Genomic DNA, 18,439 nt, shown 5'->3' with positions numbered 1-18,439 from the left:
AGGGATCCCCAGATGACCGTCCTCACCGACACCGACACCTTCACTGCCGAGTGGGAGGCGTGGCACGCCTCGCGCGACGCGTACTTCGCCGAGCCGCACGGCTGGGTGGCCATCACGTCGCTGCACTGGCTGACCGCCGAACCCGTGGTGTTCGACGAGTTCCCGGGCCGCTGGACCGCGGCGCCCGGACAGGTCCTGACCATCGAGGCGGCCGCGCAGGACGGGCTCGTGCTTCCCGACGGCGACGTGGTCGACGGCGTCTCCACCCTCGACCCGGTCGAGGGTGGCCCGGGGCTGCGGGTCCGTTCGGGCGACCTCATCCTCGAGGTGGCTCGCCGTACGGCTCACGTGATCATCCGGGTGCACGACCCGCGCGCCCCGCAGCTGGCGGCGTTCACCGGGATCCCGGCGTACGCACCGGACGCGCGGTGGATCGTCACCGGCACGTTCGAGCCGTTCGACCAGCCGCGCACCGTGACCACGGGCGCGGTCGTCGAGGGTCTCGAGCACCACCACACCGCCGCCGGCACGGTGCACTTCGAGCTCGCCGGCGTGGCGCAGTCGCTCGTCGTGTTCGACGGGGGCGCCCGTGGGCTCTCCGTCCTGTTCCGCGACGCGACGAGCGGCGTGACCACCTACCCGGCGTCGCGCACTCTCGGGCTCGGCGCACTGCACGACGACGGCACGGTCACGCTCGACTTCAACCGGGCGGCCAACCTGCCGTGCGGCCTGACCGAGTTCGCCACGTGCCCGATCCCGCCGGCGGAGAACGTGCTGACGGTCGCCGTCGAGGCCGGCGAGCAGTGGGTGCGCTGATCAGCTGACGTGCAGCCGGGCCGCCTCGGCGAACCGCATCCAGTGGTCCTCATGCTCGGGTGGCAGCGAGACCCAGTCGTAGAACTGGCGTCCGCTGCCGCCCGGCGACCACACGGCCGCGCCGGGCAGCTCCAGGGCCTCGGCGTCTCCGACGACGCACGGCCGAGCTTGACCGCCAGGTGCCCGTCGCCGGTGTAGGCGGCGAACATCGACGAGCCCGCCTTGAGCATCGGGTGGCCCATCATCTGGCCGAGCGTCGCTCCGCGGGCGACGAGGTCCACCGCGATGGCATCGAACTCCGTCGGCATCACATGAGCATCCCGCGTCCGGGGGACCGGTTCCAGTGGTGGCGTGGCGCAGCCGTGCCTACGGTGACCGCACCGTGGCCGGTGAGAACACCCCGGTGCGGCCGAGGGCAGGAGAGCTCATGACGCACGAGGACGATGTCGCGACGGTCGCGAAGCTGGTCAAGGACGCCAAGATCGCGATGCTCACCACGGTCGGTCCCGACGGGGCCCTCGTCAGCAGGCCGATGGGGGTCCAGGACGCCGACTTCGACGGTGACCTGTGGTTCTTCGCCGATGCGGACAGCCACAAGGTCCACGAGATCGAGGCGGGCAGCCCTGCGAACGCTGCGTTCGCGGACGCGACCTCGTGGGTGTCCGTCTCCGGCTCGGCCGACGTGGTCCGGGACCTCGCCAAGATCAAGGAGCTCTGGGGTCCGACGGCCGACGCCTGGTTCCCCGACGGTCCCGAGACTCCCGGAGTGGTCCTCATCGCCCTGCGAGGACGGACCGCGGAGTACTGGCACGCGCCGGGTGGCAGGCTCACCACCGCGTTCAGCCTGGTCAAGGCGAAGGTCACCGGCGAGCGCTACGACGGCGGAGAGAACGAGACGGTGGAGCTGTAGGTCCCGGTCGCCAGCCCGGCCGGCCGGAGGCTCAGCGCCCCAGCGTCTCCAGTGCCTGCGTGAGGTCGTCGATCAGGTCCTCCGGATCCTCGAGGCCGACCGACAGCCGAAGCGTCGCCTCGCCGATCCCCACGGCCGCCCGGCCCTCGGCGCCGAGCTTGCGGTGCGTCGTGGTGGCCGGGTGCGTGACGATCGACTTGGCATCTCCGAGGTTGTTCGAGATGTCGATGATGCGCAGCGAGTCGACCACGCCGAACGTGGCCTTCTTGGCCACCTCGGGCGTCGCGCCGTCGGGCACCGCCAGGTTGAAGGTCACGACCGTGCCTCCGCCGCTCTGCTGCGTCAGGGCGAGCGCGTGCTGCGGGTGCGAGGGCAGGTAGGGGTAGCGGACCTGGGAGACGCCCGGCTGGCCTTCGAGCCAGGTCGCGAGCCGGAGCGCGGACGCGGTCTGGTGCCGGACGCGCAGGGAGAGGGTCTCCAGACCCTTGAGCAGCACCCACGCGTTGAACGCCGACATCGACGGGCCGGTGTTCCGGATCATCGTCTGCACCGGGCCGTGGATGTACTCCTCGGAGCCGAGGATGGCGCCCCCCAGGACGCGGCCCTGACCGTCGATGTGCTTGGTCGCGGAGTAGACGACGACGTCGGCGCCGAGGTCGAGCGGGCGGGACAGCACGGGTGTGGCGAAGACGTTGTCGACGATGACGAGGGCACCGGCCGCGTGCGCGAGCCGGGACACCGCCTCGATGTCGACCAGGTCCTGCATCGGGTTGGAGGGCGTCTCGAAGAACACCACGTCCGCGGGCGTCGACAGGGCCTCTTCCCACTGGGACAGGACGTGCCCGTCGACGTACTCGGTCCGCACACCCCACCGGGCGAGGACCTCCTCGAAGAGCACGACCGTCGAGCCGAACAGCGCCCTCGCCGCGACGATGCGCGAGCCCGACTTGGCGACGGCCGCCAACGCGGTGAACACCGCGGACATGCCGCTCGCGGTCGCGAACGCCGCCTCGGCGCCGTCGAGCAGACGCAGGCGCTCCTCGAAGGTCGAGACCGTCGGGTTGTTGTAGCGCGAGTACAGGAACCGGTCCCGCTCGCCGGCGAACGCGGCCTCCGCCTCGGCCCCGTTGTCGTAGACGTAGCCCTGCGTCAGGAACAGCGCCTCGGACATCTCGTTGAACTGCGACCGCACTAGGCCGCCCCGCACGGCGAGAGTGTCGGGGCGCAAGCCGCTGCGCTCGACCCGCTTCTCGTCCCAGTCGCCGGGACCGGGCACGCGGGCGTTCACCGCTGCCGCCACGGAAGGCCGGCTGCGCGCCAGCCCGAGTGCCCGCGGTGCCCGTCGGCGCCCACGTCGCCCTCGAAGCCCTCGAGGACGTTGTACGCCGGGCCGTACCCGGCTGCCGTGGCCGCGTTCGCGGCGTGGACCGAGCGGACGCCCGAGCGGCACAGGAAGACGATCGGCCGCTCGTCGCCGGCGGTGAGCCCGAGGTCGCCGAGCTGCTTGAGGAACTGCGGGTTCGGGCGACCCGACGGGTAGGACACCCACTCGACCAGAGCGGTGCGTCCGTCGATCGTCGAGCCGTCGGGGATGCCGACGTAGGCCCACTCGGCGTCGGTGCGCACGTCGACGAGCAACGCGCGCTCGTCCGACGTGAGCAGGTCCCAGGCCTGCTGAGGGGTCAGGTCACCGGCGTAGCTCATGCGGGACTCGTCTCGTGGGTTGCGGCGTGCACGGCGCGATACCTCCATCGGTCCTGGCGGTAGCACCCTGCTCCGAGCACCGGGGTGCTCGCGGGTTGCTGCGGCGTCGTCGAGCCAGATCTCTCAGCCGCTCTGGATGGTGTCGGTGATGCTAGTCGGGCGTCCGGCGGAATCCAACTGGTGGAATCGAAGTCTTGCGATACGAGACGATCCGTTTCGTGCGTTGACAGGTCCGCGCGTGGGCGGGGACGCTCTTCTCAGGTCATGAGCGCCAGCGTCAAGCCCCGGCTCGCTGGCCGGCAACCCTCCTCCGCGGTGGGGTGCCCCGGGTGACGACCTGGCCGTGCTCCGTCCGGAGTGCGGCAAGCGCGGGGTCCGCCGGTTGCTGGTCGGCTGAGTAGGTGGCCCTCGAAACCTTGTCGGAGGACCATCATGACCACAACCGTCGAGCGTCTCTCGTGTGCTGACGTCGATGCCGTGAGCGCTCTGCTCCCCGTCGTCGGCGGCAACACCACGGTGCCCCTGCTGGACGGCACCCAGCGCACCTACGCCAACCTCGACTACGCGGCCAGTGCGCCCGCGCTCGAGGCGGTGGCCGCCCGCGTCACCGAGGTCCTGCCGCTGTACGCGTCCGTGCACCGCGGCGCGGGGTACCTCTCGCAGGTGTCCACGGCCCTGTACGAGTCCGCACGGCAGACGATCGCGCGGTTCGTGGACGCACGTCCCGACGACGTCGCGATCATCACCCGCAACACCACGGACTCGCTCAACCTGCTGGCCGGCGTCATCCCCCCAGGTGGTCGCGTGCTCGTCCTGGACGTCGAGCACCACGCCAACCTGCTGCCCTGGGTCCACTCCGCCGACGGCCACGGCCACTCGACCACGATCCTGCCCATCGCGCGCACGGTCGCCGAGACCCTGGTGAAGCTCCGCGACGAGCTCGCACGCCAGCGCTACGCCCTCCTGACCGTCACGGGCGCCTCCAACGTGACCGGCGAGTCGCTCCCGCTCGAGGAGGTCATCGCGCTCGCGCACGCCGAGGGCACCCGCGTCGCGGTCGACGGTGCCCAGCTGGTTCCGCACCGCGGGTTCTCGCTGGCGGCCACGGACGCCGACTACATCGCCTTCTCGGGACACAAGACGTACGCACCGTTCGGGGCCGGTGCCCTGGTCGGTCGACGCGACTGGCTCGACGCCGGCTCGCCGTACCTCGCAGGGGGAGGCGCGGTGCGCGACGTACGGGCCGACCGCACGGTCTGGCAGCCGGCACCCGCTCGGCACGAGGCCGGCTCGCCCAACGTCATCGGGGCGATCGCGCTCGCGGAGGCGTGCGACCGGCTCGCCGCACTTCCCCCGGGCGCCCTGGCCGCCCACGAGGAGGCCCTCCGCGGGCGGCTCGTCGCGGGCCTCTCGGCGATCGAGGGTGTCGAGATCGCGCGCATCTGGCCGGACTCGGCCCCGCCGGTCGGTGTGCTGACGTTCACGGTCCCCGGCCACAACCCAGGACTGGTCGCGGCGTACCTGTCCGCCGAGCACGGCATCGGAGTCCGGGACGGACGCTTCTGCGCCCACCCGCTCCTGGCGCACCTGAACGCCTCGGACGGTGCGATCCGCGCATCGGTCGGCGTCGGTACCACGAGCGAGGCGGTCGACCGGCTCGTCGGCGCCCTGTCGCAGTACCTCTCCGACGGTCCCACGTCCGGTTACGAGATCGTCGACGGCTGCTGGGCCGTCGTGGAGGACACGAGGCCGCTGGTCGTGGTCCACGGCCTCGACCACCTGGCCGCGACAGCAGCGGCAGCCTGCGGTCCCGCGCTCGACGACTGACTCCTGGGCGCCCACCGGACCGGGAGCGGCCGGGACCTCATCGTGGATCGCCGTCGTGATCGGCGACGCGTCGTCGTCGCGACACGGCGCGCCTGAGCCGCGACGCGCTCGGTCGGCCGTCGCAGCTCAGGTGCATCCAGGTGACGCCGTGGCCGGGAAGTGGGTGCAGGGCGTCCGACCGGGCGCCCGCGCGGTGCGGCGCACAGGCGTCGGCCGCGGACCCACGTCCGTAGGAGCTCATCATGAGGATCCGCCGCACGCTGTCCGCCCTGGTCGTCGCCGGTCTCGCCGCGGGAGGGGGGCTCGCGCTCGCACCGGCCGCATCGGCCGCGCCGGGGACGTCGAGCCTCGCGGCGCTGCTCGCGTCGGACGGGGACACGTTCGACCGGAACTGGTACGACTTCGACGTCCTCGACCAGGCGGTCGCCGCAGTCCTGGCCGCCAAGCCCACCAGCCCGGTGGCCGTCCTCGCCGACGGCACGGTGCCGCTCACCGCGTTCGTGCCGAACGACCGGGCGTTCCAGGTGCTGGCCTGGGACCTCACGCACCGCTGGTACGGCAGCGAGCAGCAGGTGCTGACCGCGCTGGCCGACGCCGTGGGCGTCGACGCAATCGAGCAGGTGCTGCTCTACCACGTGGTCCCGGGCTCGACGATCGACTCGTCGGCTGCGCTCGCGTCGGACGGCGTCGCCCTGACGACGGCGCAGGGCGGCACCTTCACGGTCGACGTCCTGAGCAAGCGGCTCCCCCTGGTGCAGCTGCGGGACCAGGACAAGAACGACGTCAACCCGTTCCTGATCCGCCGCCAGCTCGACCTCAACGCGGGCAACGTCCAGATCGCGCACGCGATCACCTTCGTGCTGCGGCCGGCGGACCTCTGATCCAAGATGGATGTCAGGCGAGCAGCCGCCGGGCTCCGAGACCCGGCGGCTGCCGTCATGTCAGGCCGCTGTCAGGGTGTCGGAGTGACGTTGCCGGTCAGGTGCGGCACCGAGGTCCAGGCCGCGAGGTCGAACCCGCCTGCGGTGCCGGCCGAGGCGATCCGGACCGACACCGTGGACGGCAGCAGCACCGGCTTGAAGAAGTCGACGGACCAGTCGAACGCATCGCCACGTGCGGCCCCCACGCCTGCGAGAGCCAGCGACGCCGTGTACATGCCGTGGGCGATCGCTCGCGGGAACCCGAACGCCTTGGCGGTCAACGAGGACAGGTGGATCGGGTTGTGGTCGCCGGAGACGGCCGCGTACCGGCGGCCGGTGTCCGAAGCGAGCACCCACTGACCGGTCGGGACGGGGGGCACGAACGGGCTGCGATCGTCCTCGCCCGCGCCCTGCAGGAAGACGCCCTTGGCCAGGTAGGTGGACACCCCTCGCCAGGTGACGTCGTCGCCGACCGAGACCGTGGTCACGAGGTCGACCTGCGTGCCCGTGCGGTGCGCGCGCAGGTTGGTCGCGGTCGCGTGGACGTCGAACGTGTCCGCGAGGGAGAGCGGGCGGTGCTGCGTGACGCGGTTGGACAGGTGCACCAGGCCGACGAGCGGCAGGGGGAAGTCGGCACGCGCCATGAGGGCCGTCGCCACGGGGAAGGCGAGCACGTGCACGTAGCCCGCGGGCAGCAGGTCGCTCGCCGACTCCGCGAGCAGGTGCTGGTAGTCGGTCAGGTGGGCCGGGTCGGCGCGGACCGAGCGGACGACGTACGCGACGTCGGGCAGGTCGGTCTGGCGCCGCGGTCGCACCGACGACGCCGCGGCGCGCGCGTAGAGCCCGCCGAGACCGGGGACGTCCGGCAGGACGACGACCGTCACTGACCCACCAGGTTCTGACCGCACACGCGCAGCACACGCCCTGCGATCCCGCCCGCCGCGGGCGAGGCCAGGAACGCGACCGTCTCGGCCACGTCGACCGGCTGCCCGCCCTGCTGCAGCGAGTTGAGACGCCGAGCCACCTGACGCGTGACCGCCGGGATGCGCGCGGTCATCTCGGTCTCGATGAACCCGGGCGCGACCGCGTTCGCGGTCCCGCCGACGGCCTCCAGCAGGGGAGCCGTGGCGCGGACCATGCCGATCACACCGCCCTTGGACGCCGCGTAGTTGGACTGCCCGCGGTTGCCTGCGATGCCCGACGTGGACGCGAGCGAGACGATCCGCGGTGCGTCGGAGAAGTCGTCGGAAGCCAGCAGGGCCTCGTTGATCGCCAGCTGGGACGCGATGTTGACGGCCAGCACGGAGTCCCACTTGTCGGGCGCCATGTTCGCCAGCAGCTTGTCGCGGGTGATGCCGGCGTTGTGGACGACGATGTCGATCCGCCCGTGGCGCGTCACGGTGTGCTCCAGGATCCTCGTCCCCGCGTCGGGCGCCGTGACGTCGAGCTGGAGCGCGGTGCCGCGGACGCGGTTGGCGACGGCCACGAGCTGTTCGCCTGCCGCGGGGACGTCGACCGCCACGACCGTGGCCCCGTCCCGCGCGAGCGTGTCCGCGATGGACTCCCCGATGCCGCGCGCGGCGCCCGTGACGACGGCGACCCGGCCCTCGAGCGGTCGGTCCCAGGAGCTGGGCAGCGAGCCGGCCGACGAGTCGACGGCGAGCAGCTGGCCGTCGACGAACGCCGAGCGCGTCGACAGGAAGAAGCGCAGCGCTCCGACCACAGAGGGTGCGGTGACCGGGACGGTCTCGGCGAGCACCAGACCGTTGGCGGTCGCACCCCCACGAAGCTCCTTGGCGATCGACCGCAGGAAGCCGTCGACCCCCTGCCGTGCGGCGGCAACCGCCGGGGCGTCCTCGGTGCGTGCCGCCCGCGACACGGTCACGACCCGCCCGCCGCGGGCGAGCTTCTTGAGGACGCCGGAGAGCTCCAGCACGGGAGCCCCCAACGACGACGGGTGCGTCAGGTCGGTGAGCCCCAGGACGACGGTCGAGTAGCGCGTCTCGGGCGTCGCGTGCCGGTGGACGTCGAGGTCCCAGTCGGCCGAGAGCAGGTGGGCGAGCTCGTCGGCGGACGGGCCGCCCAGCACCAGCACTGGACCTTCGAGCAGCGGCTGCCCGGGCGTGAACCGGCGCAGCGGTGTGGGTTGCGGCAGGCCGAGCTGCTTGGCGAGCTTGCCCGTGAAGCCGCTGTTGACCAGGTTCAGGTACGTGTCGGAGGACATCAGGCCGCCTCGAGGATCGCGGTCAGGCCGAGCCCGCCGGCAGCGCAGATGGACACGAGCGCCCGGGTTCCGGGGCCTCGTCGGTGGAGCTCCTTGCTGACGGTCGCGATGATCCGCCCGCCGGTCGCCGCGAACGGGTGGCCGGCCGCGAGCGAGGACCCGTGGACGTTCAGCCTGGCACGGTCGACGGAACCGAAGGCGCCGTCGAGGCCGAGCCGTGTGCGCCCGAACTCCTCGGACTCCCATGCGGCGAGGATCGTCAGCACCGTCGACGCGAAGGCCTCGTGGATCTCGACCAGGTCGAAGTCGTCGAGCGTGAGCCCGTTGCGCTCGAGCAGACGCGGCACCGCGAAGACCGGAGCCATGAGCAGCCCGTCGACGCCGTGCACGAAGTCGACCGCCGCGGCCTCCGAGTCGACCACCGACGCCAGCGGCACCAGGTCGTGAGCCGCCGCCCACTCGGCAGACCCGAGCAGCACGGTCGAGGCGCCGTCGGACAGCGGCGTCGAGTTACCGGCGGTCATCGTGGCGGGGGTGTCGAGCCCGAGCCCGAAGGTGGGCTTCAGCGACGCGAGCTTCTCCAGCGACGAGTCGGCGCGCAGGTTCGCGTCGCGTGTCAGGCCGCGGAAGGGGGTCACCAGGTCGTCGAAGAAGCCGTCGTCGTACGCGGCGGCGAGCCGCTGGTGGCTGGCCAGAGCGACCTCGTCCTGTGCGGCCTGCGTGATGCCCCACTGCGCGGTGGTCAGCGCCTGGTGCTCGCCCATCGACAGGTGCGTGCGGGGCTCGCTGGTCCGTGGGGCGGACGGCGCCAGGTCCTTGGGCCGGATCTTGGCGAGCGCCGCGAGCTTCTGGCCCGCGCTGCGGGCCCGGGACAGGTCGAGCAGCTGGCGGCGAAGCCGGTCGCTGACGGCGATGGGGGCGTCCGACGTCGTGTCGACACCGGCGGCGATCGCCGACTCGAGCTGGCCGAGGCGGATCTTGTTGCTCAGCGAGACGACCGTCTCGAGGCCGGTCGCGCACGCCATCTGGACGTCGTACGCGGGGGTCTCGGCCGACAGCGCCGAGCCGAGCACCGACTCGCGCGTGAGGTTGAAGTCGCGGCTGTGCTTGAGCACCGCGCCCGCGGCCACCTCGCCGATCCGCTCGCCCTGCAACCCGTAGCGGGCCACCAGCCCGTCGAGCGCGGCCGTGAGCATGTCCTGGTTGCTGGCGTGCGCGTACGGACCGCCCGCACGGGCGAAGGGGATCCGGTTGCCGCCGAGCACATAGGCAGCGCGGGGGAGGGTTGTCTCGGGTGCAGCAGCGGGTGTGCGACGGGCCATGAGGGCTCGTTCCTCTCGCATTCGACGATGAAGCGAACTGGCTGGTGGGCAGACCGGTGAACTGACACGGTGTCCGAAACCCACAGTACCTGATACCTTCGGTCTCGTGAGCCCGAGCCCCCCGGGTCCGTCGAAGACGACGACCCTCACCGTGATGCCTCTCGTGCAGCCGGAACCTGACGGCCGCTCGACTCGTTGGGCCGACCACCGCGAGGCCCGCCGCGCCGAGCTGGTGCGCGCCGCCCGCAAGACGGTCCACCACCGCGGTCCGGACGTGTCGATGGAGGAGATCGCCGCAGACGCCGGCACCTCGAAGTCGATCGTCTACCGCTACTTCTCCGACAAGACCGGGCTGCAGATCGCCGTCGCCGAGGCCGTCGTCCTGCAGATCCAGGGTGCCCTCGAGGGCGTCCTCCGCGTCGCGCCGACCCCACGCGAAGGCCTGCGGGCGATGGTCGCGGTCTACCTCGAGATGATCGAGTCGTCGCCCAACGTGTACGCGTTCGTCACCCGCAACGGGTCGGTCGAGTCGGGTGGCCCGCTCGGGCACTTCCTGGACTCGGTGACCGCACTCGTGGCTGCGCCGTTCGCACGCGGGCTGACCGAGGAGCACAACGGACGCGCACGGCGTCCCGAGGCGAACGGGGCCGACGACGAGCTGCTCGCGGCCCGCGTCGCACTCGCCGAGTCCTGGGCAGCGGGAGCCGTCGGGTTCGTCCGCGGCTCCGGTGAGTGGTGGCTGGCCCACCGCGACGAGCCGGGCACGGCCGACCGTGAAGAGATCACCGCACACGTAGCCGCATGGCTGTGGGCGGGACCCGTGGGCCTTCTGGCCCGAGACCGCAAGACGACAGCCATCACGAGCGACAGCCCGGAGGAAGCATGAGCACCACCACGCAGCGCCCCGTGACCTCGATCGACGACGCGGGAGATCCGCGCCTCGACGCCGACGTCGCCGTCGACGTCGGTCACCTCGGTGAGGTCCTGCTCGGCCACTACCCGGAGCTCCGGCTGGCCGCGCGCAAGCTCATGGCCGACGAGCGGTTCCACCGCATCGAGGGCCAGTCGGTCCCGGAGCACCGCGAGCGCGTGCTCGGGCAGCTGCGGCTGCTGGCCGTCGAGGGCGACGTGCACCGCTCGTTCCCGTCGCGGTTCGGCGGGTTCGACGACCACGGCGGCTTCCTCGCACGGTTCGAGGAGCTGACGCACGCCGACCCCTCGCTGCAGATCAAGTCCGGTGTGCAGTGGGGTCTGTTCGCGTCGGCGATCTACCACCTGGGCACCGAGCGCAACCACGACGAGTTCCTGGCCGACGCCCTGAGCATCAAGGTGCCGGGCGCGTTCGCGATGACCGAGACGGGCCACGGCTCCGACGTCGCCGCCATCGGCACGACCGCCACCTACGACGTCGCCACGCAGGAGTTCGTCATCCACACGCCGTTCCGCGCGGCCTGGAAGGACTACCTCGGGAACGCGGGTCAGCACGGCACGGCCGCGGTCGTCTTCGCGCGGCTCGTGACGCAGGGCGTGGACCACGGGGTGCACGCGATCTACGTCCCCATCCGCGACGAGGCGACGATGGAGTTCCTGCCCGGTGTCGGCGGTGAGGACGACGGGCTCAAGGGCGGCCTGAACGGCATCGACAACGGCCGGCTCTGGTTCGACCACGTGCGCGTCCCCCGGACCAACCTGCTCAACCGGTACGGCGACGTCACGCCTGAGGGCGTCTACGAGTCCCCGATCGACAGCCCCGGACGCCGGTTCTTCACGATGCTCGGCACCCTCGTCCAGGGCCGTGTCTCGCTCGACGGTGCGGCGGTCGTCGCCTCCCGCCTCGGTCTGACCATCGCGGTCACCTACGGCAACCAGCGCCGCCAGTTCGCGTCCTCGTCGCCCACCGAGGAGGTCGTGCTCCTCGACTACGCCGAGCACCAGCGTCGACTGCTCCCGCTGCTCGCCGAGACGTACGCGGCCGGCTTCGCGCACGAGGACCTGCTGGCCGCGTTCGACGACGTGTTCTCGGGTCGCAACGACACCCCCGAGACGCGTGAGGACCTGGAGACGCTCGCCGCGGCGCTCAAGCCGACGTCCACGTGGCACGCCCTGAACACCCTGCAGGTATCACGGGAGGCCTGCGGTGGTGCAGGGTTCCTCGCGGAGAACCGGATCACGGGCCTGCGTGCGGACCTGGACGTCTACGCCACGTTCGAGGGCGACAACACCGTCCTTCTGCAGCTCGTCGGCAAGCGTCTGCTCGCCGACTACAGCAAGACGTTCAAGCACCTGGACGCCGTGAAGGTCGCGCGTCTGGTGGCCGAGCGTGCCGCCGACGCCGCCCGCTACCGCACGCCGCTGCGGCGCGCGACACAGACGATCGCGGACGTGGGCGACCCCCGCCGTTCGGCCGGTCAGCTGCGCGAGACGACCACCCAGCGCGAGCTGCTCGTGGACCGCGTCGAGACGATGGTCGCGGAGATCGCCCAGGCGCTGCGTCCCGCCCAGAAGGCGTCGCCGCAGGAGGCTGCCGCCCTGTTCAACGCGCACCAGCACGAGCTGGTCGAGGCGGCCAAGGCGCATGCCGAGCTGGTGCAGTGGGAGTCCTTCACGGCGGCGCTCGAGCGGGTCACCGACCCGAGCACGCGGCAGATCCTCACGTGGGTGCGGGACCTGTTCGGTCTCTCGCTGATCGAGCGGCACCTCACCTGGTACCTGCTGAACGGCCGGCTCTCGGCCGGACGGGCGCGGACCGTGACCTCGTACATCGACCGGTTGCTCACCCGGCTGCGGCCGCACGCGCAGAGCCTGGTCGACGCGTTCGGCTACGAGCAGGTCCACCTGCGCGCGCCGATCGCGTCGGGTGCCGAGGCGGGACGTCAGGACGAGGCACGCGCCTACTACAAGGCCCAGCGGGCGTCGGGCGACGCCCCGGTCCCGGAGAAGCACCACCGCTGACTGCTACGACGTCCGCGCCTGTGGGGGATCCGCTCCCGGGCGCGGACGTCGCCGTGCGCGTCAGCGCGTGCGGTCCGCTCCAGGACCTCCGACTACCGCCGGACCGTCGCGCGCTCCACCACGTGCGAGCGGCCTCACTCAGGGTTGCAACGCGCCGCGATCATGTCGACCGCGCTGACGTCGGGCCGCCAGGGCTCGAGGTTCCAGGTGTCCTTGTCCGGGGCGCCGAGCTGGTGGCACTCGAGCTGCGCGCGCATCGACGGGCTGTTCGCATCGGGCTCACGAGCGACGAGCTGCGACCACAGTCCGACGCTCGCCGCCTGGGACCAGGCACGCGCCCAGCCGCTCGGGGTCACCGCCAAGGACTTGCCGCCCTCCGCCTTGCCCCAGACGGCATCCTGCACGGCCACGCTCGCCGCCCAGAGCGAGGCGGGCGCCGTACCGGTCACCCGCACCGAGGTCGGGCTGTCCTGCACGAGCCGCAGCCCGGGCGACTCCCCGCTGATGCCGGCCACGAAGGTGCCGGCGCCGTCCTCGACGACGGCAGACCCGTCGTCCAGTGCCCGCAGCGTCGTTCCCGACGGCGCGGTGAGGATCGCTTCGCCCACCGAGACGCTGAGGCGTACGGAGCCGTCGTCCACGGGCGTCACCGCTGGGACCGCCTCGGGGTCGAGCGGCTGGACGGTGATCGTCGCCGAGCCGCTCGTGACCGCGACCGGCTCGGGCAGCACGGGTGTGGGGGTCGGCGTTGCGGTGGCCTGTGACGGCTCGGGCGTCGGCTGATCCATCGGACTCGAGCACGCGGCGAGGACGAGGACGAACGCGACGAGTGCGACGACGTGTCGTGACCTCGGCATGGCGCCGACGGTAGCAACCTCCGCCGCCAACGCGGATGCGGATGCGGAAAGAGTCCCGGGCCCCGCCGGTCGCGACGAGGGCACGGCCCTTGCCGTACGAGCGCGCGAGGGTGCGGATCCCTAAGCGGCGGTCAACGCGTCGCTGTCGATTCCGTCGGCGGCGGGCGAGCGGTCGTCGACGGCGGCGAGCACGACGAGAGCCAGCACAGCGCCGACCCACCCGTACTGGACCCCGAACTGGCCCCCGACCAGCACCAGCTGGCTCACCACAGTGATGCCCTGGTAGAGCTCCTCGGCCGTGGCCCCGGTGTACATCGCGGCGGTCGCGAGGACCGCTGCGGCGACGGCAGAGAACCACACGGCGAAGGTGAACGCGACGCGACCGAACCGGCGGTGCATCGTCCGGGCCGCCACGTACGCGAGCGCGCCCTGCACGGCCGCGACGACAGCCGCCCCGAGCCACACGCGCGGCGTGCCGCCGGTGACGAGGGGAGCCCACCAGCTGCCGGGCACCGGAAGGAGCGTCGAGATCCACGGCGATGCGTCGTGGTGAGCAGCCACGGCCGTCGGGTCGGTCAGGTCGACGGAGCCGTCAGCCCAGGAGCGCAAGGCGCCGATGACGAGCCAGCCGAGCCCGCCGACCAGTGCGGTCGTCCCGCCGGCGAGTCGAGCGGCTCGCTCGCTCGGGCTCGCGGCGGCGAGCAACGGCCGCGGCTGGACCAGGACGACAGCCAGGCCTACGGCCCAGCCCCAGACGACGCCCCAGTACCCGCCCACGGTGATCGCACCGATGCGCTCGCCGGGGTTCGACATCGCGAGGTGGTCCGCGACCTCGGCCATCGCGAGCGTGGCGAGGCCCGCGCCCGCGACCGACACGAACCAGAGGGCCAGGACGACCACTGGCCAACCACCCGTCCGCGATCGCGAGACCGGGACCGTGAGCGCTCCGACCACCGCCACCAGCACGGCGATACCCACGAGCCAGGAGGTGGTGTTGGCCTGTGCGCGCTGCAGGGCGCCCCCGGTGTACGGCACGAAGGCTGCCAGGCCGCCGTCGGGCTGCGTGGCCAGCGAGATCGTGCCGCTCAGCAGCCACAGTCCCACCGCGACCAGCGCGGCGACGGCGGAGCTGACGAGTGCTCCCGTTCTCGACATGCTCGGACTCTAGCCAGACTGAGACGACGCGGGGCCTGCTTCTGCGCGCCGGTAGGCTGTGCCCCGTCTGCCGACCCCCTGCCGCCGCTCGCGCGCGGCCCCCGATCGAGGGATCAGATGGCCTCCAGCACGACCCACGCCCACGTGTCCGACACCGTCGAGAACGCCGCCGCGACCCCGGACCTGGCGCAGCCGTTCGCCGAGCTCGGGCTCAAGCAGGACGAGTACCAGCGGATCCGCGACCTGCTCGGTCGTCGCCCCACCGCCGCAGAGCTCGCCATGTACTCGGTGATGTGGTCGGAGCACTGCTCGTACAAGTCGAGCAAGAACCACCTGCGCCAGTTCGGTGACAAGACGACCGACGCCATGAAGGAGCACCTGCTCGTCGGGATCGGTGAGAACGCCGGCGTCGTGGACATCGGTGACGGCTGGGCCGTCACGTTCAAGGTCGAGTCGCACAACCACCCGTCCTACGTCGAGCCCTACCAGGGTGCGGCCACCGGCGTCGGCGGCATCGTGCGCGACATCATCTCGATGGGCGCCCGGCCGGTTGCGGTCATGGACCAGCTGCGGTTCGGCGCCGTCGACCACCCCGACACGGCGCGCGTGGTGCACGGCGTCGTGGCCGGCGTCGGCGGCTACGGCAACTCGCTCGGCCTGCCGAACATCGGCGGCGAGCTCGTGTTCGACGCCTCCTACCAGGGCAACCCGCTGGTCAACGCACTGTGCCTCGGCGTGCTGCGGCACGAGGACATCCACCTGGCCAACGCGTCCGGCACAGGCAACAAGATCGTCCTGTTCGGCGCGCGCACAGGGGGCGACGGGATCGGTGGGGCCTCCATCCTCGCGTCGGAGACCTTCGACGACACCAAGCCCTCGAAGCGTCCGTCCGTGCAGGTGGGCGACCCGTTCATGGAGAAGGTGCTCATCGAGTGCTGCCTCGAGCTCTACGCCGCGCGCGTGGTCGAAGGCATCCAGGACCTGGGCGCGGCCGGCATCTCCTGCGCGACGAGCGAGCTCGCCTCCAACGGCGACGGCGGCATGCACGTCGACCTGGAGAACGTGCTCCTGCGCGACCCCACGCTGACCGCCGGCGAGATCCTCATGTCGGAGTCGCAGGAGCGGATGATGGCCGTCGTCCGGCCCGACCAGCTCGACGAGTTCCTGGCCATCACCGCCAAGTGGGACGTCGAGACCGCCGTGATCGGTGAGGTCACCGGCACCGGCCGGCTGACCATCGACCACCACGGCGAGCGCATCGTCGACGTCGAGCCGCGCTCCGTCGCGCACGACGGCCCTGTCTACGACCGCCCGTACGCGCGCCCGGCCTGGCAGGACGGCCTGAACGCCGACACGTCGAGCGCCCTGGACCGGCCGTCGACCAACGCCGACATCCGCGCGACCGTCCTTCGTCTGCTCGCGTCACCCAACCTGGCGTCGAAGGCCTGGGTCACCAACCAGTACGACCGGTTCGTGCAGGGCAACACCGCGCTCGCGCAGCCCGACGACTCAGGCGTGATCCGCGTCGACGAGACCACCGGTCTGGGGGTCGCGCTGGCCACCGACGCCAACGGCCGGTACGCCAAGCTCGACCCGTACACCGGAGCGCAGCTGGCGCTGGCTGAGGCGTACCGGAACGTCGCGACGACCGGCGCACGCCCGCTCGCGGTCACGGACTGCCTGAACTTCGGCTCGCCCGAGCACCCCGACTCGATGTGGCAGCTGGTCGAGGCGATCCGCGGCCTTGCGGACGCGTGCCAGACGCTCGAGGTCCCGGTCACGGGCGGCAACGTGTCGCTGTACAACGGCACCGGCGAGCCGGGTCTCATCGACTCGGCCATCCACCCGACGCCCGTGGTGGGCGTGCTCGGCGTGCTCGACGACGTCGCCGACGCCACCGCGTCCGGGTGGACCCAGCCGGGCCAGGCCGTCTACCTGCTCGGCACCACGCGGCCAGAGCTCGACGGCTCCGCGTGGGCCGACGTCGTGCACGGCCACCTCGGCGGGCTCCCGCCGACCGTGGACCTCGCGGCCGAGCGTCGCCTCGCCTTCGTCCTGACGCACGCCAGCCGCGACCACCTGGTCGACGCCGCGCACGACCTGTCCGAGGGTGGCCTCGCGCAGGCCCTCGTCGAGTCGAGCCTGCGCTACGGCGTCGGCGTGCAGATCTCGCTCGACGGGCTGTGCGCACGCGACGGGGTCACACCGTTCGAGGCCCTGTTCTCCGAGTCGACCGCCCGCGTCGTCGTCGCGGTCCCGCGTTCGGAGGAGGTCCGCCTGGTCGACCTGTGCACCGCACGCGGCGTCCCGGCACTGCGTCTGGGCGAGACGGCGGAGTCCTGCTCCCCCGGAGCCGGCACGCCGGTGGACGAGGTCGACCACGTGCACGGACCGGCCGTCGAGGTCCAGGGCCTCTTCACGCTCCCGCTGGCGGAGGCCCGCGAGGCTCACGAGGCGACGCTCCCGCGCTACTTCGGCTGAGCGCTGCTCGACCAGAACGACGTCATGCACGCCGATCGAGCGGTCGGCGTGCATGACGTCGACGGGCTGGAAGGCGATTAATCGGTCGCGTGCCGGCGAGGTCGGCTCCTAGCGTCGACGCGTGCTCAGGTCCGAGGAAGTCCGTGTGGTGCGCGCCGACAAGGGCGCGGTGCTCGTGCTGCCCGCGGACCGGTTCGCCCACGACCTGCGCGACGGTGACGCCGAGCCGGTCCGCGTGGCCCTGGACCGCGACGGCCTGGTCTCGAGCCGGGACGGCCAGCGGTGTGCGCCGACGGTCGGTGACGTCCTCGACGTCGACGACGGGCACGCGGTCCTGCTGCATGAACGCCGGACCGCGCTGGTGCGCGACTCCGCCGGCGCGACGAGTCGCGAGCAGGCGCTCGCCGCGAACGTCGACGTCGTCCTGATCGTCGAGCACCTGGACCCCGACCCGGACCTCGGCCGCGTCGAGCGCATGCTCACGCTGGCGTGGCGGTCCGGCGCCCAGCCGGTCGTCGTCCTCACCAAGGCCGACCTGGTCCCGGACCCCGAAGGCATGGCCGCCGACGTGGCCGCCGTCGCGCTCGCGGTCGACGTCCACACGGTGAGCGTCCCGGCCGGCACGGGCCTGGACGGCCTGCGGACGCTTCTGCGACCGGGCGTCACGCTCGTCGTCGTCGGTCCCTCGGGCGCCGGCAAGTCCACGCTGGTCAACGCGCTCGCCGGCCGTGAGGTCATGGACACGGGCGGGCAGCGCAACGACGGCCGCGGTCGGCACACCACGACCCACCGGCAGCTCGTCCCGCTGGCCGGCGGGGCCATGCTCATCGACACCCCGGGCATCCGCGGGGTCGGCCTCGTCGCCGACGCGGCCGCCTTGGACACGACGTTCGCAGACGTCGCAGAGCTCGCGGAGCTGTGCCGGTTCGCCGACTGCCATCACGCGGGCGACGCGGGCTGCGCGATCCAGGAGGCACTGGCGACCGGGGAGCTGACCGAACGCCGGTTCGACAGCTGGCGCAGACTGGCGAAGGAGGCGGCGTACCAGGCCCGCCGCTCCGACGCCCGCCTCGCCGCCGAGGAGCGGGACCGCTGGAAGCGCATCACCAAGGAGTACCAGCGCGGCCTGCGCGGCCCTGGTCACCCTCGCAGCTGAGGCGTGATGCGGCCGATGGCAGAGTTCGACCGGGAGCACGGGCGCGGTCAGCGTTGCTGGGACGGGCGATCCTCACCGCGAGAACGCCCAAAGGGATGAACTCCGCTGAAAGGCC

General features: G+C 72.2%; 15 protein-coding genes and 2 riboswitches. Of the genes, 8 read left to right on the top strand and 7 right to left on the bottom strand.

Features of this window, described 5'->3' with window-relative positions; all coding sequences use genetic code 11:
* Positions 1-12 precede the first annotated feature (12 nt).
* Both N553_RS0102905 and N553_RS0102895 read left to right on the top strand, forming a co-directional pair.
* Positions 13-816, top strand: coding sequence for a DUF1684 domain-containing protein (locus tag N553_RS0102905; protein ID WP_028045286.1), 804 nt, complete (start codon positions 13-15; stop codon positions 814-816).
* 427 nt (positions 817-1,243) lie between these two features.
* Positions 1,244-1,726, top strand: coding sequence for a pyridoxamine 5'-phosphate oxidase family protein (locus tag N553_RS0102895; RefSeq protein WP_028045285.1), 483 nt, complete (start codon positions 1,244-1,246; stop codon positions 1,724-1,726).
* Positions 1,727-1,757: 31 nt separating this feature from the next.
* Here the strand turns inward: N553_RS0102895 and N553_RS0102890 are convergent, their stop codons facing one another.
* Entirely contained in the window at positions 1,758-3,002 is a 1,245-nt protein-coding gene (locus tag N553_RS0102890) for an O-succinylhomoserine sulfhydrylase (RefSeq protein WP_034621011.1), read from the bottom strand.
* An 8-nt stretch (positions 3,003-3,010) separates the two neighbouring features.
* Positions 3,011-3,430 carry a rhodanese-like domain-containing protein gene (locus tag N553_RS0102885; protein ID WP_028045283.1) on the bottom strand — a complete coding sequence of 140 codons (420 nt, stop codon included), beginning with the start codon at positions 3,428-3,430 and terminating at the stop codon, positions 3,011-3,013.
* 41 nt (positions 3,431-3,471) lie between these two features.
* Positions 3,472-3,573, bottom strand: a riboswitch (SAM riboswitch).
* Between the two features lie 117 nt (positions 3,574-3,690).
* A riboswitch (SAM riboswitch) is annotated at positions 3,691-3,805 on the top strand.
* 57 nt (positions 3,806-3,862) lie between these two features.
* Here N553_RS0102885 and N553_RS0102880 point away from each other — a divergent pair.
* The gene (locus tag N553_RS0102880; protein ID WP_028045282.1) at positions 3,863-5,257 is read left to right on the top strand and encodes an aminotransferase class V-fold PLP-dependent enzyme; all 1,395 of its coding nucleotides are present in this window, start codon (positions 3,863-3,865) and stop codon (positions 5,255-5,257) included.
* 242 nt (positions 5,258-5,499) lie between these two features.
* Entirely contained in the window at positions 5,500-6,138 is a 639-nt protein-coding gene (locus N553_RS0102875) for a fasciclin domain-containing protein (RefSeq protein WP_028045281.1), read from the top strand.
* Between the two features lie 71 nt (positions 6,139-6,209).
* Here N553_RS0102875 and N553_RS0102870 read toward each other — a convergent pair whose 3' ends face one another.
* From N553_RS0102870 to N553_RS0102860, 3 genes are read right to left on the bottom strand one after another with little or no spacing between them, the layout of a single operon-like run.
* Entirely contained in the window at positions 6,210-7,061 is an 852-nt protein-coding gene (locus N553_RS0102870; protein ID WP_028045280.1) for a MaoC/PaaZ C-terminal domain-containing protein, read from the bottom strand.
* A complete protein-coding gene (locus N553_RS0102865) occupies positions 7,058-8,401 on the bottom strand; it encodes a 3-oxoacyl-ACP reductase (RefSeq protein WP_034620532.1) in 1,344 nt (447 codons plus the stop codon). Before N553_RS0102865 ends, N553_RS0102870 begins: the two co-directional genes overlap by 4 nt.
* The gene (locus tag N553_RS0102860; RefSeq protein ID WP_028045278.1) at positions 8,401-9,723 is read right to left on the bottom strand and encodes an acetyl-CoA C-acetyltransferase; all 1,323 of its coding nucleotides are present in this window, start codon (positions 9,721-9,723) and stop codon (positions 8,401-8,403) included. Before N553_RS0102860 ends, N553_RS0102865 begins: the two co-directional genes overlap by 1 nt.
* A gap of 106 nt (positions 9,724-9,829) precedes the next feature.
* On the opposite strand from N553_RS0102860, the gene N553_RS20790 reads away from it, so the two are divergent.
* A complete protein-coding gene (locus N553_RS20790; protein ID WP_369796658.1) occupies positions 9,830-10,609 on the top strand; it encodes a TetR/AcrR family transcriptional regulator in 780 nt (259 codons plus the stop codon).
* Positions 10,606-12,675, top strand: a complete 2,070-nt coding sequence (locus tag N553_RS0102850) for an acyl-CoA dehydrogenase (RefSeq protein WP_028045277.1) — start codon at positions 10,606-10,608, stop codon at positions 12,673-12,675. Before N553_RS20790 ends, N553_RS0102850 begins: the two co-directional genes overlap by 4 nt.
* A gap of 134 nt (positions 12,676-12,809) precedes the next feature.
* Here N553_RS0102850 and N553_RS24060 read toward each other — a convergent pair whose 3' ends face one another.
* Both N553_RS24060 and N553_RS0102840 read right to left on the bottom strand, forming a co-directional pair.
* On the bottom strand, positions 12,810-13,532 hold the full coding sequence (locus tag N553_RS24060; RefSeq protein WP_051639781.1) for a DUF2599 domain-containing protein: 723 nt from the start codon (positions 13,530-13,532) through the stop codon (positions 12,810-12,812).
* A gap of 120 nt (positions 13,533-13,652) precedes the next feature.
* On the bottom strand, positions 13,653-14,687 hold the full coding sequence (locus N553_RS0102840) for a hypothetical protein (RefSeq protein WP_028045276.1): 1,035 nt from the start codon (positions 14,685-14,687) through the stop codon (positions 13,653-13,655).
* A 117-nt stretch (positions 14,688-14,804) separates the two neighbouring features.
* Here N553_RS0102840 and purL point away from each other — a divergent pair, with 117 nt between their 5' ends.
* Positions 14,805-17,168 carry a phosphoribosylformylglycinamidine synthase subunit PurL gene (gene purL, locus N553_RS0102835; RefSeq protein ID WP_028045275.1) on the top strand — a complete coding sequence of 788 codons (2,364 nt, stop codon included), beginning with the start codon at positions 14,805-14,807 and terminating at the stop codon, positions 17,166-17,168.
* A gap of 121 nt (positions 17,169-17,289) precedes the next feature.
* Positions 17,290-18,324 (top strand): ribosome small subunit-dependent GTPase A, encoded by a 1,035-nt coding sequence (gene rsgA / locus N553_RS20780; RefSeq protein WP_231505145.1) that lies wholly within the window; start codon positions 17,290-17,292, stop codon positions 18,322-18,324.
* The last annotated feature ends 115 nt before the right edge of the window (positions 18,325-18,439 follow it).

This window comes from Cellulomonas sp. URHE0023 (assembly GCF_000688475.1).
Taxonomy (GTDB): domain Bacteria; phylum Actinomycetota; class Actinomycetes; order Actinomycetales; family Cellulomonadaceae; genus Cellulomonas.
This window is presented reverse-complemented; position numbering and strand designations above follow the sequence as displayed.

What these genes read in the sequence shown, in the direction of transcription:
- N553_RS0102905 (WP_028045286.1), top strand. Translation starts at nt 13, where the DNA reads ATGACCGTCCTCACCGACACCGACACCTTCACTGCCGAGTGGGAGGCG.
- N553_RS0102895 (WP_028045285.1), top strand. Translation starts at nt 1,244, where the DNA reads ATGACGCACGAGGACGATGTCGCGACGGTCGCGAAGCTGGTCAAGGAC.
- N553_RS0102885 (WP_028045283.1), bottom strand. Translation starts at nt 3,430, where the DNA reads ATGAGCTACGCCGGTGACCTGACCCCTCAGCAGGCCTGGGACCTGCTC.
- N553_RS0102880 (WP_028045282.1), top strand. Translation starts at nt 3,863, where the DNA reads ATGACCACAACCGTCGAGCGTCTCTCGTGTGCTGACGTCGATGCCGTG.
- N553_RS0102875 (WP_028045281.1), top strand. Translation starts at nt 5,500, where the DNA reads ATGAGGATCCGCCGCACGCTGTCCGCCCTGGTCGTCGCCGGTCTCGCC.
- N553_RS0102865 (WP_034620532.1), bottom strand. Translation starts at nt 8,401, where the DNA reads ATGTCCTCCGACACGTACCTGAACCTGGTCAACAGCGGCTTCACGGGC.
- N553_RS0102860 (WP_028045278.1), bottom strand. Translation starts at nt 9,723, where the DNA reads ATGGCCCGTCGCACACCCGCTGCTGCACCCGAGACAACCCTCCCCCGC.
- N553_RS0102850 (WP_028045277.1), top strand. Translation starts at nt 10,606, where the DNA reads ATGAGCACCACCACGCAGCGCCCCGTGACCTCGATCGACGACGCGGGA.
- N553_RS24060 (WP_051639781.1), bottom strand. Translation starts at nt 13,532, where the DNA reads ATGCCGAGGTCACGACACGTCGTCGCACTCGTCGCGTTCGTCCTCGTC.
- N553_RS0102840 (WP_028045276.1), bottom strand. Translation starts at nt 14,687, where the DNA reads ATGTCGAGAACGGGAGCACTCGTCAGCTCCGCCGTCGCCGCGCTGGTC.
- purL (WP_028045275.1), top strand. Translation starts at nt 14,805, where the DNA reads ATGGCCTCCAGCACGACCCACGCCCACGTGTCCGACACCGTCGAGAAC.